The organism is Chryseobacterium sp. KBW03 (assembly GCF_003852415.1).
Taxonomy (GTDB): domain Bacteria; phylum Bacteroidota; class Bacteroidia; order Flavobacteriales; family Weeksellaceae; genus Chryseobacterium; species Chryseobacterium viscerum.
Map to the genome: position 1 here is coordinate 302,646 of NZ_QAJO01000002.1, position 25,538 is coordinate 328,183.

At 36.9% G+C, this 25,538-nt stretch carries 28 protein-coding genes and 1 tRNA gene; 25 read left to right on the forward strand and 4 right to left on the reverse strand.

Annotated elements, in window-relative coordinates; all coding sequences use genetic code 11:
- Window positions 1-39: 39 nt before the first annotated feature.
- Complete coding sequence (locus DBR39_RS03440; protein ID WP_124530854.1) at window positions 40-1,791, reverse strand: alkaline phosphatase D family protein; 1,752 nt, start codon at window positions 1,789-1,791, stop codon at window positions 40-42.
- A 222-nt stretch (window positions 1,792-2,013) separates the two neighbouring features.
- Here DBR39_RS03440 and DBR39_RS03445 point away from each other — a divergent pair, with 222 nt between their 5' ends.
- Window positions 2,014-2,523, forward strand: coding sequence for a hypothetical protein (locus tag DBR39_RS03445; RefSeq protein WP_124530855.1), 510 nt, complete (start codon window positions 2,014-2,016; stop codon window positions 2,521-2,523).
- A gap of 65 nt (window positions 2,524-2,588) precedes the next feature.
- Here DBR39_RS03445 and DBR39_RS03450 read toward each other — a convergent pair.
- Both DBR39_RS03450 and mce read right to left on the reverse strand, forming a co-directional pair.
- Window positions 2,589-2,662: transfer RNA gene (locus DBR39_RS03450), tRNA-Ile, on the reverse strand.
- Between the two features lie 62 nt (window positions 2,663-2,724).
- Window positions 2,725-3,123 carry a methylmalonyl-CoA epimerase gene (gene mce / locus DBR39_RS03455; protein ID WP_124530856.1) on the reverse strand — a complete coding sequence of 133 codons (399 nt, stop codon included), beginning with the start codon at window positions 3,121-3,123 and terminating at the stop codon, window positions 2,725-2,727.
- 93 nt (window positions 3,124-3,216) lie between these two features.
- Here mce and rbfA point away from each other — a divergent pair, with 93 nt between their 5' ends.
- From rbfA to DBR39_RS03495, 9 genes are all read left to right on the forward strand, one after another.
- The gene (gene rbfA, locus DBR39_RS03460) at window positions 3,217-3,576 is read left to right on the forward strand and encodes a 30S ribosome-binding factor RbfA (protein WP_103234718.1); all 360 of its coding nucleotides are present in this window, start codon (window positions 3,217-3,219) and stop codon (window positions 3,574-3,576) included.
- 3 nt (window positions 3,577-3,579) lie between these two features.
- A complete protein-coding gene (locus DBR39_RS03465) occupies window positions 3,580-4,785 on the forward strand; it encodes an ABC transporter permease (RefSeq protein ID WP_124530857.1) in 1,206 nt (401 codons plus the stop codon).
- Between the two features lie 79 nt (window positions 4,786-4,864).
- On the forward strand, window positions 4,865-6,679 hold the full coding sequence (locus DBR39_RS03470; protein WP_124530858.1) for an endonuclease: 1,815 nt from the start codon (window positions 4,865-4,867) through the stop codon (window positions 6,677-6,679).
- A 62-nt stretch (window positions 6,680-6,741) separates the two neighbouring features.
- Window positions 6,742-7,479, forward strand: coding sequence for a shikimate dehydrogenase family protein (locus tag DBR39_RS03475; protein ID WP_124530859.1), 738 nt, complete (start codon window positions 6,742-6,744; stop codon window positions 7,477-7,479).
- A 74-nt stretch (window positions 7,480-7,553) separates the two neighbouring features.
- The gene (locus DBR39_RS03480; RefSeq protein ID WP_124530860.1) at window positions 7,554-9,356 is read left to right on the forward strand and encodes a DUF349 domain-containing protein; all 1,803 of its coding nucleotides are present in this window, start codon (window positions 7,554-7,556) and stop codon (window positions 9,354-9,356) included.
- Window positions 9,357-9,420: 64 nt separating this feature from the next.
- A complete protein-coding gene (gene ribD / locus DBR39_RS03485) occupies window positions 9,421-10,446 on the forward strand; it encodes a bifunctional diaminohydroxyphosphoribosylaminopyrimidine deaminase/5-amino-6-(5-phosphoribosylamino)uracil reductase RibD (protein WP_124530861.1) in 1,026 nt (341 codons plus the stop codon).
- A gap of 61 nt (window positions 10,447-10,507) precedes the next feature.
- Window positions 10,508-10,672, forward strand: a complete 165-nt coding sequence (locus tag DBR39_RS24160) for a bacteriocin-like protein (protein ID WP_153816330.1) — start codon at window positions 10,508-10,510, stop codon at window positions 10,670-10,672.
- Window positions 10,673-10,713: 41 nt separating this feature from the next.
- The gene (locus DBR39_RS03490; RefSeq protein WP_124530862.1) at window positions 10,714-10,896 is read left to right on the forward strand and encodes a bacteriocin-like protein; all 183 of its coding nucleotides are present in this window, start codon (window positions 10,714-10,716) and stop codon (window positions 10,894-10,896) included.
- Between the two features lie 117 nt (window positions 10,897-11,013).
- A complete protein-coding gene (locus tag DBR39_RS03495; RefSeq protein ID WP_103234086.1) occupies window positions 11,014-11,619 on the forward strand; it encodes an IMPACT family protein in 606 nt (201 codons plus the stop codon).
- Here DBR39_RS03495 and DBR39_RS03500 read toward each other — a convergent pair.
- Complete coding sequence (locus DBR39_RS03500) at window positions 11,616-12,326, reverse strand: zinc metallopeptidase (RefSeq protein WP_185147128.1); 711 nt, start codon at window positions 12,324-12,326, stop codon at window positions 11,616-11,618. The genes DBR39_RS03495 and DBR39_RS03500 overlap by 4 nt on opposite strands.
- Window positions 12,327-12,431: 105 nt before the next feature.
- Between DBR39_RS03500 and DBR39_RS03505 the strand changes: the two genes are divergently transcribed.
- The 15 genes from DBR39_RS03505 to nuoL all read left to right on the forward strand — a co-directional run bounded on the left by DBR39_RS03505 (window position 12,432) and on the right by nuoL (window position 25,538).
- Entirely contained in the window at window positions 12,432-13,568 is a 1,137-nt protein-coding gene (locus tag DBR39_RS03505; protein ID WP_124530863.1) for a GNAT family N-acetyltransferase, read from the forward strand.
- Window positions 13,569-13,678: 110 nt separating this feature from the next.
- The gene (locus tag DBR39_RS24165) at window positions 13,679-13,855 is read left to right on the forward strand and encodes a hypothetical protein (RefSeq protein WP_185147129.1); all 177 of its coding nucleotides are present in this window, start codon (window positions 13,679-13,681) and stop codon (window positions 13,853-13,855) included.
- A 273-nt stretch (window positions 13,856-14,128) separates the two neighbouring features.
- Window positions 14,129-14,500, forward strand: coding sequence for an NADH-quinone oxidoreductase subunit A (locus DBR39_RS03510; RefSeq protein ID WP_103234088.1), 372 nt, complete (start codon window positions 14,129-14,131; stop codon window positions 14,498-14,500).
- Between the two features lie 101 nt (window positions 14,501-14,601).
- On the forward strand, window positions 14,602-15,162 hold the full coding sequence (locus DBR39_RS03515) for an NADH-quinone oxidoreductase subunit B (protein WP_002983540.1): 561 nt from the start codon (window positions 14,602-14,604) through the stop codon (window positions 15,160-15,162).
- Between the two features lie 6 nt (window positions 15,163-15,168).
- Complete coding sequence (locus DBR39_RS03520; RefSeq protein WP_124530864.1) at window positions 15,169-15,663, forward strand: NADH-quinone oxidoreductase subunit C; 495 nt, start codon at window positions 15,169-15,171, stop codon at window positions 15,661-15,663.
- Between the two features lie 75 nt (window positions 15,664-15,738).
- Window positions 15,739-16,962, forward strand: coding sequence for an NADH dehydrogenase (quinone) subunit D (nuoD, locus tag DBR39_RS03525; RefSeq protein WP_103234090.1), 1,224 nt, complete (start codon window positions 15,739-15,741; stop codon window positions 16,960-16,962).
- Between the two features lie 91 nt (window positions 16,963-17,053).
- Complete coding sequence (gene nuoE, locus DBR39_RS03530) at window positions 17,054-17,563, forward strand: complex I 24 kDa subunit family protein (protein ID WP_034693429.1); 510 nt, start codon at window positions 17,054-17,056, stop codon at window positions 17,561-17,563.
- Window positions 17,564-17,673: 110 nt separating this feature from the next.
- Entirely contained in the window at window positions 17,674-19,032 is a 1,359-nt protein-coding gene (nuoF, locus tag DBR39_RS03535) for an NADH-quinone oxidoreductase subunit NuoF (protein ID WP_103234091.1), read from the forward strand.
- Window positions 19,033-19,037: 5 nt separating this feature from the next.
- Window positions 19,038-19,949, forward strand: a complete 912-nt coding sequence (locus DBR39_RS03540; RefSeq protein WP_124530865.1) for a hypothetical protein — start codon at window positions 19,038-19,040, stop codon at window positions 19,947-19,949.
- Between the two features lie 41 nt (window positions 19,950-19,990).
- The gene (locus DBR39_RS03545) at window positions 19,991-20,989 is read left to right on the forward strand and encodes a 2Fe-2S iron-sulfur cluster-binding protein (RefSeq protein WP_124530866.1); all 999 of its coding nucleotides are present in this window, start codon (window positions 19,991-19,993) and stop codon (window positions 20,987-20,989) included.
- A gap of 122 nt (window positions 20,990-21,111) precedes the next feature.
- On the forward strand, window positions 21,112-22,176 hold the full coding sequence (gene nuoH, locus DBR39_RS03550) for an NADH-quinone oxidoreductase subunit NuoH (protein WP_124530867.1): 1,065 nt from the start codon (window positions 21,112-21,114) through the stop codon (window positions 22,174-22,176).
- A gap of 57 nt (window positions 22,177-22,233) precedes the next feature.
- Window positions 22,234-22,791 (forward strand): NuoI/complex I 23 kDa subunit family protein, encoded by a 558-nt coding sequence (locus DBR39_RS03555; RefSeq protein WP_040996950.1) that lies wholly within the window; start codon window positions 22,234-22,236, stop codon window positions 22,789-22,791.
- On the forward strand, window positions 22,791-23,288 hold the full coding sequence (locus tag DBR39_RS03560) for an NADH-quinone oxidoreductase subunit J (protein WP_124530868.1): 498 nt from the start codon (window positions 22,791-22,793) through the stop codon (window positions 23,286-23,288). The genes DBR39_RS03555 and DBR39_RS03560 overlap by 1 nt, the downstream gene beginning before the upstream one ends.
- 4 nt (window positions 23,289-23,292) lie before the next feature.
- Window positions 23,293-23,622 carry an NADH-quinone oxidoreductase subunit NuoK gene (gene nuoK, locus DBR39_RS03565; RefSeq protein ID WP_089696983.1) on the forward strand — a complete coding sequence of 110 codons (330 nt, stop codon included), beginning with the start codon at window positions 23,293-23,295 and terminating at the stop codon, window positions 23,620-23,622.
- Between the two features lie 2 nt (window positions 23,623-23,624).
- Window positions 23,625-25,538, forward strand: coding sequence for an NADH-quinone oxidoreductase subunit L (nuoL, locus tag DBR39_RS03570; protein ID WP_124530869.1), 1,914 nt, complete (start codon window positions 23,625-23,627; stop codon window positions 25,536-25,538).

Sequence of the window (25,538 nt, forward strand, 5' to 3'; positions counted from 1 at the left end):
TTTTTACTAAATTGAAAATAAGATATGATTGAATTGAAACTATGAGATCGTATATGTTTTTTCTGTAGTGGTATTGTAGGTATCAGAGATGATATTGTCTACAAACCTCCATTCTGCCACAGAACTGCCGGAAGTAAATTTTACATGCAGGTATCCTCTTTTATAGAGATTCGCATAATCAAGGTCATCAATCAGCAATGAGAATGCCTGAGCCAGTTCTATTGCTTTTGCAGGGTCTGAAGTTATTCCCAGATAGCCTTCCAACCCCGGAGAAGAAACGGAACTGCAAGCCAATTCGGTTCCGATGAATTTCCCCTGTGCATCGGTAAGTTTTCCTAACCATGCATTGTGGGTATCTCCAGCCAATACCACTACATTTTTTCCAGAAAGAACGGAATAAAGCTGTTCTCTTTCCATGAAATATCCATCCCACGCATCCAAATTATAGGGTAAAGTAGTTGTTATTCTGGCAATTTCCTGTGGAGTCAATGTAGGATCCTGCTGCTTGTATCTTGTTTTGATAATAATCAGTTGTGTGATTGTATTTTGAAGGGCCTGCATGGTAGCCGGCTGTGCGCTTCCGTGTTGTTTTATTTCTGCCAAAATCTGGTTCAAAAGCATCAGAAGTTCGGCAGGAACCATCATTTTAGTCATTAAAATCTGTTGTCCCAGCACTTTCCATTTTGCTGTATCGCCATTGATCTGAGAGCTCAACCATGACATCTGTTCGCTTCCTATCAGTTTTCTGCTGGTGCTTAAGAAATCTGTTTTAAACTGTACCTGATTAAAGTTTCCTGCATTATCCACATAATCGGAATATTCCATCTGCTTATCTCTTGCAATCACCCTTGTATCCATCATATAAAGGGATACGATATTTCCGAAGTTGAAACTTCTGTAAATTCTCATATCCTTCCCTGTTTTAAGGGGAATATATTCACTGTATGCCTGGAAAGCAGCCATCTTTCTGGCTTGAAAATCTCCTTCATTGGGCTGATGGTTTTCTGCTCCGGATTTATAGGTGTCATTGGCAAATTCATGATCGTCCCAAACACAAATGAACGGTTTTTTCTGATGCAGAAGCTGAAGATTTTTATCTCCCCGGTATTGTCTGTATCGTTCTCTGTAATCGCTGAGATTAAGAATTTCCTTTGCCGGCTGATGTGCTCTTCCTAATTGGTTGGTATAAGGATTTGTTCCGTATTGCCCGGGTGCATATTCATAGATATAGTCTCCAAGATGTACAACAACATCTGCTTCAGATTTTGCAATCGCTCCATATACATTAAAAAGTCCTGCGGGGAAGTTGGAGCAAGATACGACCGCCATTTTCACCTCGTTTACTGCATCTGATTTTGAAGGTAAAGTAAGGGTTTCCCCTGTTACACTCGCTTCTTTGGTTTTGTTATTATAGAATCTGTAGTAATATTTTGTATTGGAAGAGATATTCTGTACATCTACAGCTACCGTAAAATCATTCACTGCTGTGGCATTCGCCTGGCCTCTTCTTACGACTTCTGAAAAGTTGCTGTTCTTGCTTATTTCCCAGGTAATTTCAGCATCCATTCCTTTAGAATATCTTGTCCAGATAATGATTCCCGTTGCACTTGGATCAAAACTTGCCACTCCGGATTCAAAACCTCCATTTTTAAGATCATCGGGAGCATTTCCATTTTCTGTAAAATCATCGCTGCAGCTTTCAATTAAAGGTGCAATGAAAATTCCTCCGGCTGCCAATAGTGAATTTTTAAGAAATCTTCTTCTGTTGAATTGGTTATTGTTTTTCATCATTACTTTTTTTGCAAAGCAACGGGATATGAGGAAGAAGGGTGTTAACTGTGTTTTAAATATCCTTTATGGTTTTTTAAACAAATGTTTAATGTTGTGCATAGGAAATTTGAAGTGATAAAATATCTCCTTTTAAGAAAATAGAATGGAAGTTTGTTCAGATATTATAAAAAGATATTCTGCTTTTTATTACATTCACGACACTAATAATTATGATAAAATAATATGACTAGAAAGATCATTTTTTCGTTATTCATTCTGATAACCGGATACTTTTTCTATAAACCGATGGTAATATCCTTATCAACGATAAAAAATCCTGAAGCAATTAATTTTAAATTTGCTCAGACATTTAAATTAAAAGATATTCCAGGATTGGAAAGCTCTCAAAATATGGTTGTATATATTGTTTTAGACCATGAGGACAGAAAAAACACGAGTGCTACCATCTCAAAATGGAAAGTTTTAAAATCCAGTAATCTCTCTTTAGTAAATGATTTGATTAATTGTGAGTTTAAATACACCGGATCGGATGTTTCGACAGTGCAAAGTATGATCTATGTCTACTCAAATAATTCATTAGTTTTTGAGAGCGAAATTTCTCTGGATACCAATAATTTAGGACTTCAAAATAGAGCAACTGGCTGGGCAACTCCAGTTGATCAAAAACAATTTCTACATATTATAAATCGGTTTGATAGATATAACCTGCCGGTTTTAATTATTAATAATTAGTAATGTTCAATAGAATAAGCAATAAAATAAAAACCGCTCACATGATGTAAGCGGTTGATTTTCTGTGGTCCCACCTGGGCTCGAACCAGGGACCACCTGATTATGAGTCAGGTGCTCTAACCAACTGAGCTATAGGACCTCAAAACTTGGTTAAATTTTGTGTTTGCAAAAATAGCAAAATTTCTTTTACTACAAAATTTTTTATTGCTTTTCTTGGCAAAGTTCTACCAGCACACCGTTTGTAGATTTTGGGTGTAGGAAGACAACTAATTTGTTATCAGCACCTTCTTTCGGTTCTTCGGAGATAAACTGAAATCCTTCTTTTTTCAATCTTTTCACTTCTTCCAGGATATTTTCAACCCCAAATGCCAGATGATGGATGCCTTCGCCCTTTTTATCGATAAATTTTGAGATCGGGCTTTCAGGATTACTGGCTTCCAACAACTCAATTTTACTTTCTCCGGTTTCATAAAAAGACGTTACCACGCCTTCTCTTTGTACAGTTTCTTTTTTATAGGATTCTTTTCCTAATAACTTGGCAAAAAGTTCATCAGAACCATCTAAAGACTTTACAGCAATACCAATATGTTCTAGCTTCATAAATTCTAATAAATATAATTAAATCGTAAATTTGATACTGCAGTTGAATTTCAAAGTATCAATTCAAACAAAAGTACTAAATTTGCAGAAATTATGGAAAGTAACAGACAAAGAAAAGTAGCACAGATCATTCAGGAAGACTTCGCAGAACTTTTCCGCAAACAGGCTTCAGACAGCAAACAGAGCATATTGGTATCTGTTTCAGATGTAAAAGTAACTGCTGACTTAGGAATCGCTAAAATTTATTTAAGCATTTTCCCTCAGGAGTTCCGTAGCGCTGTGATGAAGGAGATTGAAGAAAACAAACCTCAATACAGAAACTTCATTGGCCAGAAAATGGCAAAACAGGTACGTATTATTCCACAGCTTAACTTTTATCTCGATACCGCTCTTGATGATGTTGAAAAACTGGAAAGAGAATTAAGAGGCGAAGGCGACAATCCTGTTTTATAGATCTTGAAGAATATTGCATTTTACATAGCATCCAGATACCTTTTGGCTAAAAAAGGCAGTACTGCCGTTACGTTCATTACGTGGCTGGCCGTAGGTGCCATGACGGTTGCTGTGGCTGCAATGTTCGTCATTATTTCCGTCTTTTCCGGATTGGAAGAACTGAATAAAGACCTTATTTCCAATCTCCATGCGGATCTGACTTTAAAAAGTTCTGCAGGGAAAACTATTAAAAATCTGGAACAGGTTAATTCTGTTTTAAAAAGCAATAAAGAAGTAAGCAGCTTCTCCCGTGTTATTGAAGAAAAAGTATACATCAGCTTCAATGGGAAAGGAGATATTGCCTATTTAAGAGGGGTAGATTCTGCTTATGTGAAAGTAAATCCAATCAATAAAGATGTTTTCTACGGAACATATCCCAGCTTCAAATATTCTAATGAAGTGTTGATGGAAAACAGCCTGGACAACAGACTTTCTATTCCTGTAGATTCCTCCAATCATTATGCAACGGTCTTTATGCCCAAACCGGGAACAGGGATCATCAATAAGGAAGAAGACATCTATAATAAAAGAGATATTTCGGTAACAGGTGTTTTCCCCGGAAAAGATCAACTGGATAATTACATCATCTCTCCTATTGAACTTACTGAAGAATTGTTAAGCCTTCCAAAAAAATCGGCTTACCAAATCGTTATTAAATTAAAAAATCCGGAGAATGCAGATGCTGTAAAACAAAACCTGCTTTCTTCTCTGGGAAAAAATATTGAGATCAAAACCAAGGAAGAAGAAAATGCTGCTTTCTGGAAAATGATCAACACTGAAAAGCTTTTTATCTACCTGATCTTTGCACTGGTTATTTTCATTACCACCTTCAATCTTGCAGGAGCGATCATCATCCTCCAGCTTGATAAAAAAGAACAGGCAAAATCATTGATATCACTTGGCTTCCCTTTAAGCCATTTAAGAATGACCTATTTCTATACCGGAATCCTTATTGTGGTTTCCGGAGTAATTACCGGAGTAATCCTGGGAACAGCACTTTGCTATTTTCAGCTTTATACAGAGTTCTTCAGAGCCAATGAAGTTCTTCCATTCCCGGTAAAAATTGTAGGAAAAAATTATCTTATCGTAGCACTTACAGCTTCCATCTTCGGAATCACTATTTCATGGTTCTTTTCAAAAATAAGTAGAGAATATCTTACTAAAAGCTAATATCGTAGAATTATATATTACATTAAATTAATATATCTCGTTTTCATTTTTTTGTACCTTTACGCCCCAATTTAAAAAAATGAAACGAATTCTATCTTTTTTTCTATTAAGCTTTGTATTTATAAATGGTCTGGCCCAGATCCCGGCCGGATATTATAATGCAGCTGCAGGCCTAAGCGCCGCTCCTCTTAAGACAGCCCTTAAGCAAATCATTACTACAGGACATGCTACAGGTATCACGTATAGTGATGTATGGGGTGCATATCAGACAACCGACCGTGATTATGACTATGATAACGATGGTACAATTCTGGATATTTATTCAGAAACACCAGTAGGACCAGATCAATATAATTTCGCATATGGTACAACTCAATGTGGGTCAAACGGTTACTCTAATGAAGGAGACTGCTACAACAGAGAACATGTTGTTCCTCAAAGTTTATTCAATGAGGCATTACCGATGAGATCAGATGTTCACTTTATAAGAGCTACTGATGGAAAGGTAAACAATGAAAGAGGTAATTTACCTTATGGAAAAGTAGGTACATATAATTTTCTGTCAAAAAACGGATCCAAAAGAGGAAACTCTGTATCACCAGGATATTCAGGTGTCGTATTTGAACCAATTGACGAGTTTAAAGGAGATATAGCGAGAATGATTTTTTATTTTGTAACAAGATATGAAAGTCAGCTTGCAGGATTCTCTACTGGTGATATGATCGCCAAAAACACTTACCCAAGTCTTCAGGATTGGGAATTAAGCCAACTTTTACTATGGCATGCGCAAGATCCTGTATCTGCATCAGAAATTAGAAGAAATAATGCTACCTATGCATTTCAGGGAAACAGAAATCCATATATTGACCATCCTGAATATGTAAATATGGTTTGGGGAACTCCAGTTCTTGATACACAAGCTCCAACGGTTCCTACCAATTTAATTGCAAACAATCCTACATCAAATTCAATTGCGGTAAGCTGGACAGCTTCAACTGATAACGTGGGAGTAGCTTCTTATGAAGTTTATGCAAATAGCGTTCTAAAAGCCACTGTTTCAGGAACAACAACTTCTACTGTTGTAACAGGATTATCTCCACTAACTCAGTATACATTCTATATCATTGCTAAAGATGCAGCAGGAAACTCTTCACCACAAAGTAATAACGCTGTAGAGACTACTCTTGACGGACCTGCCGGAGGAGGAAGCTGTGGAACTGAAGACTTCTCAAATATACCAACTTCTACAAACCCTGCTTATGCCACAAGAGTTTGGACCAATAATAGCATAACATGGACCGCAGTTGACTCAAGAGTTGACGAGACGATCAATGGTAAAGCAATTACATTAAGAATTGGAAACTTATCCAGTTCTGTTCTTACAGGAGGAATCCAGAATTTAACAGTAACAACTGCATTAAAGTATGGAAGCGGATCCGGTGTTCTAAATGTAGAAATAAACGGAAATCTAGTAGGTACCATTCCTTATAGTGGAACAGCTAATGCAACAACGACAACAACCATTCCTAATATCAATGTAAGCGGAAATGTAGTGATCAAAATTACAAATCCAATTACAAGTCAAAATGCGCAAAGAGTTGCCATAGATGACCTTAACTGGACATGTTTTAGTACTTTAGCAACTGATGAAACTAAAAAAGACAAATCTCAGTTCATGATCTACCCTAACCCGGTAAGAAATAATGAATTATTTGTAAAAGGAGAAAACCTTAACAAAGTTTCAAAAGCGGACATTTACGATCTTTCCGGAAAATTAATTGAAACAATCATTAATCCTTTCAAAAACACAAACAAAATCAACCTTAAAGGGTTAACGAAAGGAACTTATATCCTGAAAACAGATAACTTCTCTACTAAATTTATCGTAGATTAATTATTAAAAAATATTTCAAACCAAAGGCCGGATTTATCCGGTCTTTTTTTTATTTTTGATCTATGGATTCCAATAAAAAATTAGGATTGATAGGAAGAAATATTTCCTATTCTTTTTCTAAAAAATTCTTCGAAAATAAGTTTCAAAAGCTCATGCTGAAGAACTTCTCCTACGATATTTTTGATCTGAATGAAATCAATGAAGTGGAAAACCTTTTTTCTTCTCCGGAGCTCTTAGGATTCAATGTCACTATTCCTTATAAAGAAAAAATAATTGATTATCTTGATGAATTAAGTGATGAAGCAGAGAAAATAGGCGCTGTCAACTGCGTTCTTATTCAGAATGGCAAAAAAACAGGCTATAATACGGACGCTTTCGGCTTTGAAAAAACGCTTCTCTTACACAAAAAGCCTTCACAGGACAAAGCACTGATCCTAGGAAACGGAGGCGCAGCAAAGGCTGTAAAATATGCGCTAGACAAGCATAACATTCCTTCTGTAACGGTTTCCAGAAGTACAGAAATCAATTTTGAAAATCTTGATAAAGAAACTGTTGCTGAATACAAAATAATCATTCAATGTACACCTGTAGGTACTTTTCCAAATGTTAAAGACTGTCTGTCTTTCCCTTTTGATGGTCTTTCTCCGGAACACCTGGTGATCGATCTGATCTACAATCCCAATTACACCCAATTCATCATCAATGCCTCTGAAAAAGGAGCAAAAACAGTCAACGGGTATTATATGCTTGAACAGCAAGCAGAAAAAGCTTGGGAAATTTGGAATTTTCAAAAAAAATAACATAAATTAGTGCTTTAATTGGCCTTAAAGCTATATTTAAAGGATATTAACGCCACTCACATAAAAGATTTGCTATGACTACAGAAAACAATCTTTCTGAAAACGAAGAAAAGAAAAATCCTAACGAAGTATCTCAGGACACATCAGAAAACACAGTTTCTCATGATGCAATCCCACATGAAGATGAAGCAGAGCACCTGGAAGAACATGAAGAGGTAGAAATTTCCCTTACTGATGCTTTAAAGGAAATGGAAAAAATCATCAACACGCCTAATGCCGGTGAGAATTTTAAGAGATTCAACCAGCTGAAGGAAAGAGCAAGTCATTACATCCATGATGAAGTGGAGGATAAAAAGCATGAATACGCAGAGGCCGGAAATGCTCTTGAAAACTTCAGTTATGAGCACCCTTCTCAGACTAAATATTCCGCATTGGTTAATATTTTCAGAGAAAAGCATGACGACTTCCAGAAAGGACAGGAAGAAGAGCAAAAGAAAAACCTTGAGCACCGTCAAAGTATTATCGAGAGACTTAAAAATTTATATACCAGTTCTGAACCAGGAATTAATCTTTTTAAATCCATTCGTGAGATCAAAGAAGACTGGTCAAGAGCCGGACAGGTTGCAAAGTCTGAATTTAAAATCCTTAACAACAATTATTTCCACCACCTGAATCAATTTTATCAGATGCTGGATCTGAATAAAGAGTTTTTGGAGCAGGAATACAGCCATAACCTTGAAAAAAGAGAGCATATCATTGCCCGCGCCAAAGAACTGGAGAATGAACCCGTGATTCAGAAGGCTTTAAATGAGCTTCAATACCTTCATAAACTTTGGAAAGAAGAGGCTGAACCAGTTTCAGAAGAATTCCGTGAGAAAACATGGGAAGAATTCAAAGAAATTTCCAATAAAATTCACGAAAGAAAGTCTGAACTTTCCGCTTCGATTGAAAAAGAGCAGACTGTGAATCTTGAAAAGAAAAATGAGATCATTGCTGAAATAAAGAAACTTTCAGAACCATCAGAGACTCCCAATCACAATTATTGGCAGAATGCCATTAAAAGAGTTGAGGATCTTCGTTCAGAATTCTTAAAAACTGGAAGTGTTCCAAGAAAGCTTTCCAACCAAAACTGGAATGATTTTAAAACAACACTAAGAGGTTTCAATACAACGAAAAACAACTATTACAAATCGTTGAAAGGATCTCAGCAGGCTAATCTTGAAGAGAAGTTAAAATTGATCCAGACTGCACAGGATAATATGAATAACGAGGAATGGGATATCTCAGTTCCGTTATTCAAAAAACTACAGGAAGACTGGAAAAAGATCGGGCACGTTCCAAAGAGCATGACCAATAAAATCTGGGATGAATTCCGTGATGCATGTAACGCATTTTTCAACAATTACAGAGAGAAAAGTAATACTTCTACCGACAACTGGAAAGAGAATTATAAAAACAAAAAAAATCTTCTTGATGAATTGAAAATGGTTTCCAATGAAGAAGGCAGCATCGAAAAAATCGAGCAGATCAAAACTTCGTGGAATAATATCGGTAAAGTTCCGAGAGATAAAATTTCAATCAACTCTGAATTCAATAAGACTTTAAGAGAGAAATTGAAAATAAACAAAATCAATGAACTTGAACTGAAAGAAGAAGGTTTATCTGAAAACCAGCTTACTGACAAAGCAAGAAAGATCAAAAATCAAATCTCAGATCTTGAAGGAGAAATTGTAAAACTGGAAAACAACCTTTCTTTCTTCAACAAGCCATCAAGAGAAAACCCTCTTTTAAGAGATACTTACAATACTATTGATGAGAAGAAAGCTCATCTGGAAACATTAAAACAGAATCTCCACAGCATTATCAGCGGAGATTAATAGATAACAAAATAAATAAAGGCGGAGCAAAGCAATTTGTCTTCGCTTTTTCTTTTTATAGAATATGAACAACGACGAACTTTATATCAAAAGATGCATAGAACTGGCACAGAAAGCCCTTGGTAAGACCTACCCTAACCCTCTTGTAGGAAGTGTGATTGTACACAACGGGGAAATCATAGGTGAAGGATACCATCATAAAGCAGGAGAAAATCATGCTGAAATAAATGCGATCAATTCGGTTAAAAATAAAGAACTGATCCCGGAATCAACGATCTATGTATCTCTGGAGCCTTGTGCTCATTATGGAAAAACGCCACCCTGCGCTTTAAGAATCAAAGAATTAGGATTTAAAAAAGTTGTTATCGGAGCGATGGATTCCCATGATAAGGTCAATGGCAAGGGAAAGAAAATCATTCAGGACGCAGGAATTGAAGCTGCTTCAGGAATTCTGGAAAAAGAATGTATTGAACTTAATAAGAGATTTTTCACGTATCATGAAAAGAAAAGACCTTATATCATTTTAAAATGGGCAGAATCAGGTGATGGCTTTTTGGATAAAGATTTTAAACCTACTGCCATTTCCAATACACTGGTCAATCAGTTCGTTCATCAATTAAGAGCCGATGAACATGCAATTTTAGTAGGAACCCAAACTGCTTTACATGACAATCCGAGCCTCACAGTAAGAAATGCCGAAGGCGTAAATCCTGTCAGAATTCTGATTGACTTTGATTTAAAAGTTCCGGAAACCTTCAAAATTTACAATAACGAAGCACGAACGCTGGTTTTAAATTCTGTAAAAGAGAATACTGAAGGACATATTCAATTCATAAAAATCAGCAAGGATCATTTTCTTCCGGATCTCATGGAAGCTTTGTACAAAGAACAAATACAGTCTGTCATTATTGAAGGCGGCCGTTTTACCCTACAGCAGTTTATCAATACTAACCTTTGGGACGAAGCTATTGTCATTAAAAATAAAAGTCTGATACTGGAAAACGGAACAAAAGCCCCGGAATTCAATCATACAGCATCCAAAACCGAAGATTTCAGGGATAATACGATTTCTTTCTTTAGACAAAAATAAAACCTTTTTATCACCCTCAAATGAAATAATTTATTTACATTAGTTTTACAAAAAAATTACTATGAAAAATCTAAAGAAAGTTTCAAGACAGGAGTTGAAAAAAGTATCTGGAGGAAATGCTCCTCAATGCTGTTCTTATTATCCTCCTTCATTACAGCATTGCTGTGCAACTCCTTCCAGTATGAGCTGTCCACCAGCCTGGGTAGACGGAACATTCCCATGTTAGTATTATAAAATGGAACAAATTAACCAAATAAAAATATGATCATGAAAAATGTAAAAAAAGTATCCAGAGCTCATATGAAAACCATTCAGGGAGGTGTTTTTGTAACATGTACATTACCTAATGGGCAGCCTACAAGATGCAGAGATTACTGCCCTGCAGATTTTTGCGGTCCTACAAGCTATATGTGCCTGATTCCAATGGATCTGTGTGGAGATCAAATGTAAGAGTGCAATTTGACATTCAAAATACATAAGCCGTCAAGATTTGACGGCTTAATTTATGATCATGGTGCAGAATACTAAAGCATTTAATATTTTTGCATAAACAAAGCAGGAACTCCAATGACGTTTGAATACAAAACCATAGAAAAACCCATAGAAGATATTCTTTTAAAAGAAAAAGGAAGCAAGTTCATCGGATTTGCTTATCCTGTGAATAATGAAAAAGAGCTAAAGGCAGCTTTAGAAAAGGTCAGGGAAGAACATCCGAAAGCCACCCATCACTGCTACGCTTTCAGAATGGGATTAAATGGTGAAAACTATCGTGCTAATGATGACGGAGAACCTTCCGGAAGTGCAGGTCTGCCTATTTACAATCAGTTATTGGCGAATGAAATTACAAACGTTCTTGTAATTGTGGTCCGCTATTATGGAGGAACTAAACTTGGTGTTTCCGGGTTGGTAAAAGCCTATAAAGAGTCTGCAAAGATTACATTGGAAGAAGCTAATATTATGACCCGGGAACTGGAAACAGAAGTGGAGATTCAGTTTAATTTCAATCAACAGAATACGATCTTCACCCTGCTTTCAAAATTTGACGCTAAAGTTTTGAATTTTGATGCCAACGAGAACTGTATCCTCACGGCTTCGCTGAAACTGGCCCAAAAAGAAAACATCTCGGAAAAACTATCCGAGATGCAATATGTTTCATTTGAATTTAATGATTAATCCCTTCTTCCACCAAGAAGTAAAGATCCCCAGTAAAGAAGCTGTGCCAGAGAACCTAAGGCTGCTACAACATAAGTTCTTGCGGCCCATTTCAAACTGTCCTGTACCCCAACAAACTCTTCTGCAGTTACAGTTCCTGTATCTTTAAGCCATTTCATCGCTCTGTTACTAGCATCATATTCCACTGGTAACGTTACAAAAGCAAAAAGTGTTGTCATCGCAAACATCGCTACTCCAATTGCCAGAACAGTAGTATTTCCGTTTGGATTTTCAATAGTTCTTGACGCTGCCATTACCGCGATACCCGCTATAAGGACAAACTGCATGAGATTGGAACTTATATTAACGATAGGAACCAGTTTTGAACGTAAATTCAACATAGAATATCCTACGGAGTGCTGTACAGCATGTCCGCATTCATGAGCTGCTACGGCAGCTGCGGCGGCATTTCTCTGCATATAAACCCCTTCAGAGAGGTTTACTGTTTTATCTGCCGGATTATAGTGGTCCGTCAACTGCCCGGGAACAGATATTACCTGAACATCATTAATCCCGCTATCTCTCAACATTTTTTCCGCTACTTCTTTCCCCGAAAGTCCATTTCGAAGGTGTACATTGGAATAATATTCAAATTTCGATTTCAACCGGGATGAAACCCACCAGCTCACCAACATTGAAATACCAATAATGATATAATAACCCACCATTTTATTTAGATTTTGTGTTTAATTTTTATCCATAATCAAATAAAAACTGTGCCAAAGTATAAGATTTTATTATTTATATTTGTGACTAAATTACCATCAAAAGTTATGTCTAAGGTTTCAATTATTGAAGTAAAAACAGCTGATCAACTCAAGCAATTCGTAAAATTTCCGATGGATTTGTACAAAAACAACCCGTACTATGTCCCATCTTTTATAAAAGACGAAATGAAAATCTGGGATGCAAAAGAAAACCCTGCCTTACAGTATTCAGAATCTAAGCAGTTTCTGGCGACAAAAGACGGTAAAGTAGTGGGTAGAATTGCTGTAATCATTAATCATAAAGAAGAGAAAGAATTAGGGAACAAAAAAGTACGTTTTGGCTGGATAGATTTCATTGATGACGCTGAAGTTTCCAAAGCTTTAATTCAAACCGCTATAGATTATGCCAACGAGCACCATATTGAAATGATTGAAGGACCTATGGGCTTCACCAATCTTGACAAAGCAGGCATGCTGACAATGGGATTTGATAAACTGGCAACGATGATTGGAATCTACAATCACGCCTATTATCCTAAACACCTTGAAAACCTTGGCTTAACCAAAGAAAAAGAATGGGTAGAATATGAAATGAATTTCCCAAAAGTACTTCCAGAAAAAGTGGAGAAATTCAGTGGCCTGATTGCTCAGAAATACAAACTTAAAGTTCTTAAATTCAAGTCAAAAGAAGAAATTCTTCCTTATGTAGAACCTATGTTTAAGCTTTTAGATGAAACTTATAAACATCTTTCCACGTATACTCCCATTTCAGAAGAACAGATCAAAACATACAGGGAAAAATATTTCCCTTTTATCAATAAAAATTATGTAATCTGTGTGGTAGATGAAAATCAGCAGCTGGTTTCATTTGCCATTACGATGCCTTCATATTCCAAGGCTCTTCAGAAATCAAAAGGAAAATTATTTCCATTGGGATGGTGGCACTTTTTACAAGCCGGAAAAAAGAATGACCGTGCCAATTTCTATCTTATCGGAATTCATCCGGAATACCAGAGACGTGGCGTAACGGCTATTATTTTCAAGGAAATTTTCGTACGGTTTACCAGTATGGGAATTGATTTTGCTGAAACCAATCCTGAATTGGAAGAAAACAAAAGCGTACAGGTACTTTGGCAGGATTACAACCCTGTAAATCATAAACGAAGAAGAACATACTCTTTAATGGTAGGCAACCCAAAATAAGCCCTCCATACCTGCTTCATACGAGCTGATGTCTTAAGGAATCTAAACCTCAATACATCGCTCGTTATTTACAGTCAACCATTTTCCTCTGATTTTCGTAAATTCACAGTATGAAACCACAACTCATTATTTTCGCTGTTTTGATCGCCGGATTTATTTGTTATAACATCTTTTTTCAGTTAAAAGATGACAGAATGAATACCATCATCAATATTGCTTTTGCCAGTATTCTTTTTGGATACATCTCATTTATAGCCTATACCCTTTTGAAAAAGATGAAAAAATAGACTCAAAGTCTACAATAATCAACCTTTCAATACTCTTCAATACTTCTGTGAAAGGGAAACTAGTACTATTTTAAAAGTACATGACGGGGTTTATCTTTTAGGAGTGACTACAAAAAAAGGGGGAAAAACACATCATAAAAACAATCATAAAAAGCTAATTTTTATTGATTCTAAATTACCGATTTAACTCATTTTCACCCGACTTTTAAGCTGATAAATTTCATGCTTTCTTGTTTATTCGCTAAATTTGCAAATTGAGATAATAATGCAAAAATGAATTTACCTGAAAGTTATATTCCAATCCTTATCCAGGCTGGTGTAGCAGTAGGATTTGTAGCGGTTTCTTTGCTTGGGGCACATTTCTTGGGGCCACAACAGAAAAAAGGAGACTCTGTAAAAAACCAAAGCTGGGAATGCGGGATTCCTGTAGAAGGAAATGCTAGAACACCGTTTTCTATCAAATACTTCCTGACAGCGGTATTGTTCGTACTATTCGATATTGAAATCGTATTTTTTTATCCTTATGCGGTAAACTTCAGAGAATTCGGCATGGAAGGCTTCCTTGCCGTACTTACATTCGTTGCGATCTTCTTCGTAGCGTTTTTCTATGTTTGGAAACGCGGTGCGCTGGATTGGGATAAGTAGGATAATTAAAAATCAAAAATTATAAATTTTAGATCGGATTTTAAACATAGAAAATGATGTTTTAATCTACAATCTGAAATTTAAAATCTAAAATCTAAGAGATGTCAGATAAAAAACCAGTAATAAGAACAGATGCACCTGCTCCCGAAGGCTATGAAGGAGAAGGGTTTTTCGCAACAAAACTGAGCAGTGTAATCGGGATGGCTAGAAAGTTTTCACTTTGGCCATTGCCATTTGCAACCTCTTGTTGTGGTATCGAGTTTATGGCTACCCTGAACCCCACTTATGATGCTTCAAGATTTGGTATGGAAAGAAACTCTTTCTCTCCAAGACAAGCAGATATGCTGATGGTTTGTGGAACTATATCAAAGAAATTGGGACCAGTCCTGAAAGAAGTTTACACTCAGATGGCTGAGCCAAAATGGGTAGTCGCAGTTGGAGCTTGTGCTTCCAGCGGTGGTATTTTTGATACATATTCTGTACTTCAGGGAATTGATAAAATTATTCCGGTAGACGTGTATGTTCCTGGATGTCCTCCAAGGCCTGAGCAGATTATTGAAGGAGTAATGCAGGTACAGGCTCTTGCAGAGAGTGAAAGTATCAGAAGAAGAGACATGCCTGAATATCAGAAATTATTAGATTCTTACAACATAAGCAACTAAACGGAGATGACAAACGAATTTGTATTAGAAGCAATCACAAGAGAATTTCCGGAATCTGTCATTTCAAGCTCAGAACCTTATGGTATGCTAACGGTTGAAGTGAAGAAAGAAGATATTAAGAAAATCATTCATTATCTTAAAGATTCATCTTTGGAATTTAATTTCCTTACGGATATTTGTGGTATTCATTACCCTGAATTCCCGGATAAGGAAATTGGTGTTGTATACCATTTGCATAATATGATGGCCAATTTCAGATTACGTCTGAAAATCTTCATGTCCAGAGAAAATATAGAGGTAGATTCTCTTACAGAATTATATGCGGGAGCTAACTGGATGGAAAGAGAAACGTATGATTTCTATGGGATTAAATTTAAAGGACACCCGGATCTTAGACCAATTTTGAATATGGAAGATCTTGGATACCACCCAATGTTGAAAGAATATCGCCTTGAAGACGGTACCAGAACCGACAAGGACGATAATATGTTCGGAAGATAAAAAATAATGCAATAAGCCATAAGTAGTAAGCATTAAGCTTAAAGCCTATAGCCTATAGCCTAAAGCATTTAAATTATGAAAGATAACTCATTATCTAATATACTAAACCAGTACGAAAGTAAGGAACAGATTGACGGACAATTGTATACCCTCAATTTAGGTCCTACCCACCCTGCTACTCACGGGATTTTCCAAAACATCTTAACGATGGATGGAGAGAGAATCCTGCATGCTGAACAGACGGTAGGATATATCCACAGAGCATTTGAGAAAATTTCTGAAAGAAGAAACTATTCTCAGATCACTACCCTTACTGACCGTATGAATTACTGTTCTGCACCGATTAATAACCTGGGTTGGCACATGACAGTGGAAAAGCTGATCGGAGTTAAAGTTCCAAAACGTGTAGACTATATGCGCGTTATCCTTATGGAACTTGCCAGAATTGGTGATCACCTGATTTGTAACGGGGTAACCGGAATGGACTCAGGAGCCATTACAGGTCTTACTTATATGTTCATCGAAAGAGAACGTATTTATGATATGTATGAGCAGATTTGTGGAGCAAGGATGACAACCAATATGGGAAGAATCGGAGGATTTGAAAGAGATTTCACTCCTAAATTCCATGAGTTACTGAAAGATTTCTTAAAAACCTTCCCTGCAAGATTTAAAGAATTCGGTACCTTATTAGAAAGAAACAGAATTTTCATGGACAGAACCATCGGTACTGGAGCCATCTCTGCGGAAAGAGCTTTAAGCTACGGTTTCACAGGTCCAAACCTACGTGCAGCAGGAGTAGATTACGATGTAAGAGTTGCACAGCCTTATTCATCATACGAAGATTTCGACTTTATTATTCCTGTAGGAACTTCAGGAGACACTTACGACCGTTTCATGGTTCGTCAACAGGAAATCTGGGAATCCCTTAAAATCATCAACCAAGCATACGACAACCTTCCGGAAGGACCATTCCACGCGGATGTTCCTGATTTCTATTTACCTGAAAAGGCAGATGTTTACAGTAAAATGGAAGCATTGATCTACCACTTCAAAATTGTAATGGGAGAAACAGATGTACCAAAAGGAGAAGTTTACCATGCTGTAGAAGGTGGAAACGGAGAATTAGGATTCTATCTTGTGAGTGATGGAGGAAGAAGCCCTTACAGACTTCACTTCAGAAGACCATGCTTCATCTACTATCAGGCATACCCTGAAATGATTACAGGTTCTGTAATTTCAGATGCCATTGTAACGATGTGTAGTATGAATATTATTGCGGGAGAATTAGACGCATAAATGGAATTATAAATTTTGAATTATAAATTATAAATTGATTTTAGACCGTTATTCTTTTAGAATTTAAAATCTAAAATCTAAAATTTCAAAAATGAGCGAAACAATAGCTTTTAAACCGGAAAGTTTAGCACAGGTACATAAAATTATCGCAAGATATCCTGAAGGAAGACAAAAATCTGCTCTTCTTCCTGTACTTCACTTAGCACAGAAAGAATTCGGAGGTTGGTTAGATGTTCCTGTGATGGATTATGTTGCTGGACTATTAAGTATCCAGCCAATCGAAGTATATGAAGTGGCTACTTTCTATACGATGTTTAATATGAAGCCGGTGGGTAAATATGTTTTGGAAGTTTGCAGAACAGGACCTTGTATGGTTTGTGGAAGCGAAAAAATTCTGGACCATATCAGAACCAAACTGAATATTAAAGATGGAGAAACTACTGAAGACGGTATGTTCACATTAAAGCCTGCTGAATGTCTTGGAGCATGCGGATATGCACCAATGCTGCAGCTAGGAAAATTCTTTCATGAAAATTTAACGATAGAAAAAGTAGATGAAATCCTTGATCTTTGCAGACAGGGACAAGTTGCTTTAGACTAAAATAATTTTAAATCCCAAATTTTGAATTTCGGATTTAAGCTTAGTTAATTTTTTAAATAATTACAAAAAAGCTAGAAGCCAAAAGCCCATAGCTAAAAGCATAATAAACAATGAGTAAAAAACTTTTACTTAAAGACGCACATATAGAAGGTATTCGCTACTTTGAAACATACCGTAAACAGGGAGGTTACACTGCAGCTGAAAAAGCCTTGAAGATGACTCCTGACGAAATTCTTGAAGAAGTAAAAGCTTCAGGACTAAGAGGTCGTGGTGGAGCAGGATTCCCAACAGGGATGAAATGGAGCTTTTTGGCAAAACCAGAAGGTGTACCAAGACACTTGGTCGTAAATGCAGACGAATCTGAACCGGGAACCTTCAAAGACAGATATTTGATGGAATTTCTTCCTCATTTATTAATTGAAGGAATGCTTATCTCATCTTTTACTTTAGGTTCAAACGTTTCTTATATCTATATCCGTGGAGAATATTCATGGATTCCGGATATCTTAGAAGAAGCGATTGAAGAAGCTAAAGCAGCAGGATTTTTAGGTAAAAATATCTTAGGAACAGGTTACGATTTGGAAATCTATGTTCAGAGAGGTGGTGGAGCTTATATCTGTGGTGAAGAAACCGCATTGCTTGAATCCCTTGAAGGAAAAAGAGGAAACCCAAGATTGAAACCGCCATTCCCGGCTGTAAAAGGACTTTGGGAAAGACCAACAGTGGTAAACAACGTTGAGTCTATTGCGGCAATCGTTCCAATCATTGATATTACAGGTGCTGAATATGCAAAAATCGGGGTAGGAAGATCTACAGGTACGAAATTGATTTCTGCTTGTGGAAACATCAACAAACCGGGTGTATATGAAATCGATATGACCATTACTGTAGAAGAATTTATCTATTCTGATGAATATTGTGGCGGTATTAAAGACGGAAAAAAATTAAAGGCTTGTATTCCTGGAGGAAGTTCTGTTCCGATTGTTCCAGCTAATTTATTGTTGAGAACTGTGAACGGAGAGCCAAGATATATGAACTATGAATCATTGGCAGATGGTGGTTTTGCTACCGGAACGATGATGGGTTCAGGAGGTTTCATCGTTTTGGATGAAGATCAGTGTATCGTAGAGCACACCATGACATTGGCGAGATTTTATCACCATGAAAGTTGTGGACAGTGTACACCTTGCCGTGAAGGAACGGGATGGATGCACAAGATTTTGAAAAAAATCGAGAAAGGAGAAGGAAAAATGGAAGATATCGATCTACTTTGGGATATCCAGAGAAAAATCGAAGGAAACACCATTTGTCCATTGGGTGATGCAGCGGCTTGGCCAGTTGCAGCAGCAATTCGCCACTTCAGAGATGAATTTGAGTGGCATGTGAAAAACCCGGAGTTGTCTCAGACTCAAAATTATGGATTGGCACATTATGCAGATCCTATCCCAGCTGTTGAAAAAAATGCTTAGTTAAAATGAAGAAGTTATTAGTTGTTGGTTTAATGATGTCGAATTTTGTATTTGCACAAAATAAGAAAACAGATACTGCAAACTATAATAGATCCGTTGAAGAGGATTTATCATATGTAGCGAGTGAGAAACAGCAGATTAAAGCTGAAAAAAAGGAAAAGCCTAATCCATTAAGTAAGAAAGGTCAGGTTTTCGTTTTTTATGGCTGGAACAGAGCGGCTTATAGTAATTCTGACATCCACTTTACTGGAAACGGATACGATTTTCAATTGAATAATGTAACAGCACAGGACAGGCCTACAAAATTTGGAATCGTTTATTTTGATCCAAGTTGGTTTACTGTAACGCAGTATAATTTCAGAATAGGATATTTTATTAAAGATAATTTAGCACTTGTTTTAGGGATTGACCACATGAAATATGTGATGGATCAAAATCAAACTGTTAACTTTAAAGGACATATTTCAGATCCTGAATATGCAGGAATGGTACAAAACGGACAGGTAAACCTGGCAGATGAGAAGTTCCTTACTTTTGAACATACAGACGGATTAAATTATGAAAATTTAGGTCTTGAGAAATACAAAAATCTTATTCATAAGAAAAATATAGATTTGGTATGGTCTTACGGAGCCGGGATCGGGTTCATGTTTCCGAAAAGTAATGTAAAACTTTTTGGAAATGAAAGAAGTGACCGTTTTCATGTTGCAGGGATGGGAACCGATATCAGATCCAGTCTTAACTTAGTTTTCTGGAAAAACTGGATGCTTAGAGTAGAAGGAAAAGCTGGTTATATTAATATGTGGGATATTAAAACTACATTAAATAACAAACCTGATAAAGCCCGCCAGGATTTTGTTTTCGGACAAGTTCTAGGAGGAATTGGATATACATTTAATACTAAGAAATATAAATAACAAAGCCTATTGCTTAGCGCATAAAGCTTAAAGCATACGATATGAGCGAAGAAGTTAAAAAATTCAAAATAACGATAGACGGACAGACTACTGAAGTTTTGCCTGGTACTTCTATTTTGGAAGCTGCAAGACAAATCGGTGGTAAATCTGTACCTCCAGCTATGTGCTACTACAGCAAATTGGAGACCAGTGGAGGAAGATGTAGAACTTGTCTTGTAGAAGTTTCTAAAGGATCTGAAGCTGATCCGCGTCCTATGCCAAAATTAGTTGCCAGCTGCAGAACTAATGTAATGGACGGTATGGAGGTAAAAAACCTTAGTTCTGAGAAAGCTCAGGAAGGAAGAAAAGCCGTTACCGAGTTCTTATTGGTAAATCACCCATTGGACTGCCCTGTTTGTGATCAGGCTGGAGAATGTCATCTTCAGGATTTAGGTTATGAGCACGGAAATCTTCAGACAAGAACTGAATTTGAAAGAAATACTTACGAAGCTGATGATCTTGGACCGAACATCAAATTGAATATGAACCGTTGTATTCTTTGTGCAAGATGTGTATTGACAGCTAATCAACTTACAGAAACAAGAGAGCACGGTATTCTTTTCAGAGGAGACCACGCGGAAATTTCTACTTATTTAAATAAAGCTTTAGATAATGACTTCATCGGAAACGTTATTGACGTGTGTCCTGTAGGAGCATTAACAGACAGAACAGCACGTTTTACAAGCAGAGTTTGGTTCACAAAACCAATGAATGCTACATGTAAATGTGATAAGTGTTCTGGAAAAGCTGTAGTATGGATGAAAGGAGATGAAGTGGTAAGAGTAACTGCGAGAAAAGACCAGTGGGGTGAAGTAGAAGAATTCATCTGTGATACATGCCGTTTCGAAAGAAAAGAATTATCAGACTGGAACATCGAAGGTCCTAGACATATCGACAGACACTCTGTAATTTCATTGAACCACTATGAAAAGCCTAAAGATGAGCTAAGAGTTTTAGACAATCCGATGGCTAAAGAAATCAGTGAAAAAGACGAACAATAAATTTGAAAACTTGATAATTAGTTAATTTGAAAATGAGAGATTTTGAGAAATTGAAGACAATAACTTCTATCTTCCCGCTCCCATCTTCCAACATTTAACTTCTAACATCTATAAAAATAAAAATGGATTTACTTACATTTAAACTTATACTTGTACTAGCACTTTTCCTGCTATCGTTAACGATTGCAGCCTACTCTACCTGGGCAGAAAGAAAAGTTGCCTCTATCATGCAGGATAGAATTGGTCCTAACAGAGCTGGACCTTTCGGATTGCTGCAGCCTCTTGCTGATGGTGGAAAGTTTTTCTTTAAAGAAGACTTTACGCCGGCCAATGCAGAAAGATTCCTATTCGTATTAGGACCTGCTTTGGTAATGTTTATTTCATTGATTACAGGAGCTGTTATTCCTTGGGGTAAAAGTTTAAATATCGCAGGTACTTCTTTTGATCTTCAGGTTGCTAACATTGACGTTGGTGTACTTTTCATCATCGGAATGGCTTCCATCGGGGTTTACGGAATTATGATCGGAGGTTGGGCTTCGAACAACAAATATTCATTATTAGGTGCTATCCGTGCTTCTTCTCAGATGATTTCTTATGAATTGGCAATGGGATTAGCACTTCTTTCTATCATTATGATGACAGGAAGTTTAGATTTAAAAGAAATCACTGAAAGCCAGACTACTGGAAAATTATGGGGAGTAATTCCTTGGGTTTCCGGTATGAACTGGAATATTTTCTACCAGCCGATCGCTTTCCTTGTTTTCTTTGTAGCTGCTTTAGCAGAAACCAACAGACACCCGTTCGATTTACCTGAGTGTGAATCTGAATTGGTAACAGGATACTCTACAGAATACTCTTCCATGAAATTAGGTTTATATATGTTCGGGGAATACGTGAACATGTTTATCTCTAATGCTTTTATGGTGGTTCTTTTCTTCGGAGGATACAACTATCCTGGTATTGAATGGGTAACTCAGAACTGGGGCGAGAACGCTGCAGGGATCTTGAGTGTTGTAGCATTCTTAACGAAGACTGTAATCGGAATTTTGATCTTCATGTGGATCAGATGGACGCTTCCAAGATTCAGATACGATCAGTTAATGCATTTGGGATGGAAAACATTAATTCCAATGGCATTGGTAAACCTACTAATTACAGGAGCTGTAATTTTAGCATTTGCAAACTAAGAGATAAGAATATATTTTTAATGCTGGATACAAGTTCAGCCTAAAAAAATTAAATAAATGAAACTTACAAACAGATCAAAAGTTGTTTCCAATAAAGAAATGACCCTTGCTGAAAAAATCTACTTGCCTGCAATCTTTACAGGAATGGGGATTACATTTAAGCATGCTGTAAGAACCGTGATAAAGGGTGCTCCCGCAGTATATTCGTATCCGGAAGTACAGAAACCGAGAACTACCATCTGGAGAGGCCAGCACGTTCTGAAAAGAGACGAAGAAGGCAGAGAAAGATGTACAGCTTGCGGACTTTGTGCGGTAGCTTGTCCTGCAGAAGCCATTACGATGACTGCTGCTGAAAGAACTAAAGAGGAAAAAGGTCTTTACAGGGAAGAAAAGTACGCTTCAGTATATGAAATCAATATGCTAAGATGTATTTTCTGCGGAATGTGTGAAGAAGCTTGTCCTAAATCTGCGATCTATCTTACCGATAGATTGGTAGATGTAGAAACCAACAGAGGTTCTTTCATTTATGGAAAAGATAAATTAGTTGAAAAAATAAATGAAAGGATTGATATCACGACAAGACAATCCGAGAAACAAAAAAATGCGGTAAAATAATGGATCAGATTTTATTTTTCTTGGTGGCGTTTTTAGCAGTGGCAAGTGCGGTTTACTTCGTATTTGCAAGAAATCCTTTATATGCTATTCTGTCATTGATTGTTACGATGTTTTCAATTGCGGGAATGTACATTCTTTTGAATGCACAGTTCTTGGCAATTATCCAGATTATAGTGTACGCAGGTGCTATCATGGTACTTTTCCTTTACATCTTAATGATGCTTAACCTTAATAAAGGAGACGAAAGTAAGAAGAACAATACTTTAAAATTTGTTGGAGTTTTTACTGCAGGTATTCTTTTAGTAGGAGTATTAGGCGTTTTCAGAGGAGTAAAAGACAACCATATTGTGGTTGAAAATGTAGACAGAGGTGTTGGTCTTACGAAAAATCTGGGTAGACTTTTGTTTAATGAATATGTTTTACCGTTTGAGCTTGCTTCCATCCTAATTCTGGCAGGTATTGTAGGCGCGGTATTAATCGGTAAAAAAGATTTATAAAATTATGGGAGAAGTAAATACTTTTATACAAAGCGTCCCTTTGGAATACTTCATCATTCTTTCATCAGTATTGTTCTGTCTGGGAGTAATGGGAGTATTGCTTAGAAAAAATGCTATTGTGATTCTGGGCTGTGTAGAGCTTATGCTGAATTCTGTAAACCTTTTATTGGCAGCTTTTTCAGCGTACAAAGGCAACGGCGACGGACAACTTTTAGTTTTCTTCATTATGGTGGTAGCAGCTGCTGAAGTAGCGGTAGGTCTGGCAATTATTGCAATGCTATATAGAAACACCCGTTCTGTAGATGTAAGTATATTTAATAAATTAAGAGGATAGGAATGGAGAATCTAGTATATGCAATAGTACTCTTACCACTTTTAGGGTTTCTTATTAACGGTTTATTCGGGAAAAATCTTCCAAAAATATTGGTGGGATCTTTGGCTACAGCAATGGTTTTCGGATCTTTCTGTATCGCTGTAAGTCTTTTTATGAATTTCAATTCTGAAAGCCAGCCTGTAATCGTAAAAGCTTTTGAATGGTTTAGAGTAAATGGTATTCAAATCAATTTTGGATTCCAGATCGATCAGCTTTCTTTAATGATGGTGATGATCATTACGGGTATCGGTTCACTGATCCACTTATACTCTATCGGATATATGAGTCATGATAAAGGGTTCTACAAGTTCTTTACTTATTTGAATCTTTTCATCTTCTCTATGTTACTTTTAGTGATGGGAAGCAACTACCTTATCTTATTCATCGGATGGGAAGGGGTAGGTCTTTGTTCTTACCTGTTGATCGGATTCTGGTATACTAACGAAGAATACGGTAAAGCAGCAAGAAAAGCTTTCATCATGAACAGAATTGGTGACCTTGCTTTGTTGATCGGTATCTTTATGATTGCCTCTCAGACAAACGCTGTAGATTATCTTTCTGTAGCAGAAAATGCTTCAAAATTTGAATTAGACGGAACAGTGATCATCTTTATCACAGCGAGTTTATTCATCGGTGCTACCGGTAAATCTGCTCAGGTTCCTTTATATACATGGTTACCGGATGCGATGGCCGGACCAACTCCTGTATCAGCGTTGATCCACGCGGCAACGATGGTTACTGCAGGGATCTATTTGGTAGTAAGATCAAACTTCTTATTTACTTTAGCACCTACAGTACAGGGAGGAATTTTACTGATCGGGTTCTTGACTGCTGCTTTAGCAGGATTCTATGCACTTCGTCAGAACGACATCAAAAAAGTATTGGCATACTCTACAGTTTCACAACTTGGATTTATGTTCATTGCCTTAGGTCTTGGAGCATATACAACAGCCATGTTCCACGTAATGACACACGCATTCTTCAAGGCTTTATTATTCTTGGGTGCAGGTTCAGTAATCCACGCAATGAGCAACGAACAGGATATGCGTTTCATGGGAGGTCTTAAGAAATATATTCCTCTTACACACGCTACATTCCTGATCGGAACGTTAGCCATCTCAGGTTTCCCTTTATTATCAGGGATGATCTCTAAAGACGAAATTTTAGTAGCAGCTTTTGCAAAAAATCCAATCTATTGGGTCATATTATTTGTATTAGCAGCAATTACGGCAACATATATGTTCAGACTATACTACCTTACATTCCATGGAGAATTCAGAGGTACTGAAGAACAAAAGCACCACTTACACGAAAGTCCGTCAAATATGACATTACCATTGATCGTATTGGCTATTCTTTCTGTAATCGGAGGTTTTATCAACCTGCCACACTTCATCGGGCACGGGCATTATGCCAAACTGATGGAATGGTTAAAGCCTGTTCTTACGGAACAAAGCTACAGCCAGATGGAAGCCACTCTTTCCGGAGTACCTTTCAATACTGAAATGATCTTATTAGCAGCTACAGTGCTTATGTTCTTTACCGTATGGTTCATCGTTAGAAATACTTATGTAAGTAAGAAAAAGATGGCTATTGCAGAAGAGAACTACACCGGATGGGAAAAGCTTTCTGCTAAGAAATTATATATTGACGAACTTTACAACGCATTGATTGTAAAAACTGTTGAAGGATTAGGACGCGGAGGAAAAATGTTTGATAAGGGTATCTTAGACCGTTTTGTGAACTTTGTAGGTGATGGTGCTGAAGACAGCGGTAAAGCTATGAAGCGTGTACAGAACGGAAATGTAGAGACATATATCCTTATCATGTCTTTAGCGGTGGGAATTATATTAATTGTTAACTTTTTATTACAATAA

Bases quoted from the DNA above. Each gene is read 5' to 3' on its own strand.
- DBR39_RS03440 (WP_124530854.1), bottom strand. From the start codon at position 1,791: ATGATGAAAAACAATAACCAATTCAACAGAAGAAGATTTCTTAAAAAT.
- DBR39_RS03445 (WP_124530855.1), top strand. From the start codon at position 2,014: ATGACTAGAAAGATCATTTTTTCGTTATTCATTCTGATAACCGGATAC.
- mce (WP_124530856.1), bottom strand. From the start codon at position 3,123: ATGAAGCTAGAACATATTGGTATTGCTGTAAAGTCTTTAGATGGTTCT.
- rbfA (WP_103234718.1), top strand. From the start codon at position 3,217: ATGGAAAGTAACAGACAAAGAAAAGTAGCACAGATCATTCAGGAAGAC.
- DBR39_RS03470 (WP_124530858.1), top strand. From the start codon at position 4,865: ATGAAACGAATTCTATCTTTTTTTCTATTAAGCTTTGTATTTATAAAT.
- DBR39_RS03475 (WP_124530859.1), top strand. From the start codon at position 6,742: ATGGATTCCAATAAAAAATTAGGATTGATAGGAAGAAATATTTCCTAT.
- DBR39_RS03480 (WP_124530860.1), top strand. From the start codon at position 7,554: ATGACTACAGAAAACAATCTTTCTGAAAACGAAGAAAAGAAAAATCCT.
- ribD (WP_124530861.1), top strand. From the start codon at position 9,421: ATGAACAACGACGAACTTTATATCAAAAGATGCATAGAACTGGCACAG.
- DBR39_RS24160 (WP_153816330.1), top strand. From the start codon at position 10,508: ATGAAAAATCTAAAGAAAGTTTCAAGACAGGAGTTGAAAAAAGTATCT.
- DBR39_RS03490 (WP_124530862.1), top strand. From the start codon at position 10,714: ATGAAAAATGTAAAAAAAGTATCCAGAGCTCATATGAAAACCATTCAG.
- DBR39_RS03495 (WP_103234086.1), top strand. From the start codon at position 11,014: ATGACGTTTGAATACAAAACCATAGAAAAACCCATAGAAGATATTCTT.
- DBR39_RS03500 (WP_185147128.1), bottom strand. From the start codon at position 12,326: ATGGTGGGTTATTATATCATTATTGGTATTTCAATGTTGGTGAGCTGG.
- DBR39_RS03505 (WP_124530863.1), top strand. From the start codon at position 12,432: ATGTCTAAGGTTTCAATTATTGAAGTAAAAACAGCTGATCAACTCAAG.
- DBR39_RS24165 (WP_185147129.1), top strand. From the start codon at position 13,679: ATGAAACCACAACTCATTATTTTCGCTGTTTTGATCGCCGGATTTATT.
- DBR39_RS03510 (WP_103234088.1), top strand. From the start codon at position 14,129: ATGAATTTACCTGAAAGTTATATTCCAATCCTTATCCAGGCTGGTGTA.
- DBR39_RS03515 (WP_002983540.1), top strand. From the start codon at position 14,602: ATGTCAGATAAAAAACCAGTAATAAGAACAGATGCACCTGCTCCCGAA.
- DBR39_RS03520 (WP_124530864.1), top strand. From the start codon at position 15,169: ATGACAAACGAATTTGTATTAGAAGCAATCACAAGAGAATTTCCGGAA.
- nuoD (WP_103234090.1), top strand. From the start codon at position 15,739: ATGAAAGATAACTCATTATCTAATATACTAAACCAGTACGAAAGTAAG.
- nuoE (WP_034693429.1), top strand. From the start codon at position 17,054: ATGAGCGAAACAATAGCTTTTAAACCGGAAAGTTTAGCACAGGTACAT.
- nuoF (WP_103234091.1), top strand. From the start codon at position 17,674: ATGAGTAAAAAACTTTTACTTAAAGACGCACATATAGAAGGTATTCGC.
- DBR39_RS03540 (WP_124530865.1), top strand. From the start codon at position 19,038: ATGAAGAAGTTATTAGTTGTTGGTTTAATGATGTCGAATTTTGTATTT.
- DBR39_RS03545 (WP_124530866.1), top strand. From the start codon at position 19,991: ATGAGCGAAGAAGTTAAAAAATTCAAAATAACGATAGACGGACAGACT.
- nuoH (WP_124530867.1), top strand. From the start codon at position 21,112: ATGGATTTACTTACATTTAAACTTATACTTGTACTAGCACTTTTCCTG.
- DBR39_RS03555 (WP_040996950.1), top strand. From the start codon at position 22,234: ATGAAACTTACAAACAGATCAAAAGTTGTTTCCAATAAAGAAATGACC.
- DBR39_RS03560 (WP_124530868.1), top strand. From the start codon at position 22,791: ATGGATCAGATTTTATTTTTCTTGGTGGCGTTTTTAGCAGTGGCAAGT.
- nuoK (WP_089696983.1), top strand. From the start codon at position 23,293: ATGGGAGAAGTAAATACTTTTATACAAAGCGTCCCTTTGGAATACTTC.
- nuoL (WP_124530869.1), top strand. From the start codon at position 23,625: ATGGAGAATCTAGTATATGCAATAGTACTCTTACCACTTTTAGGGTTT.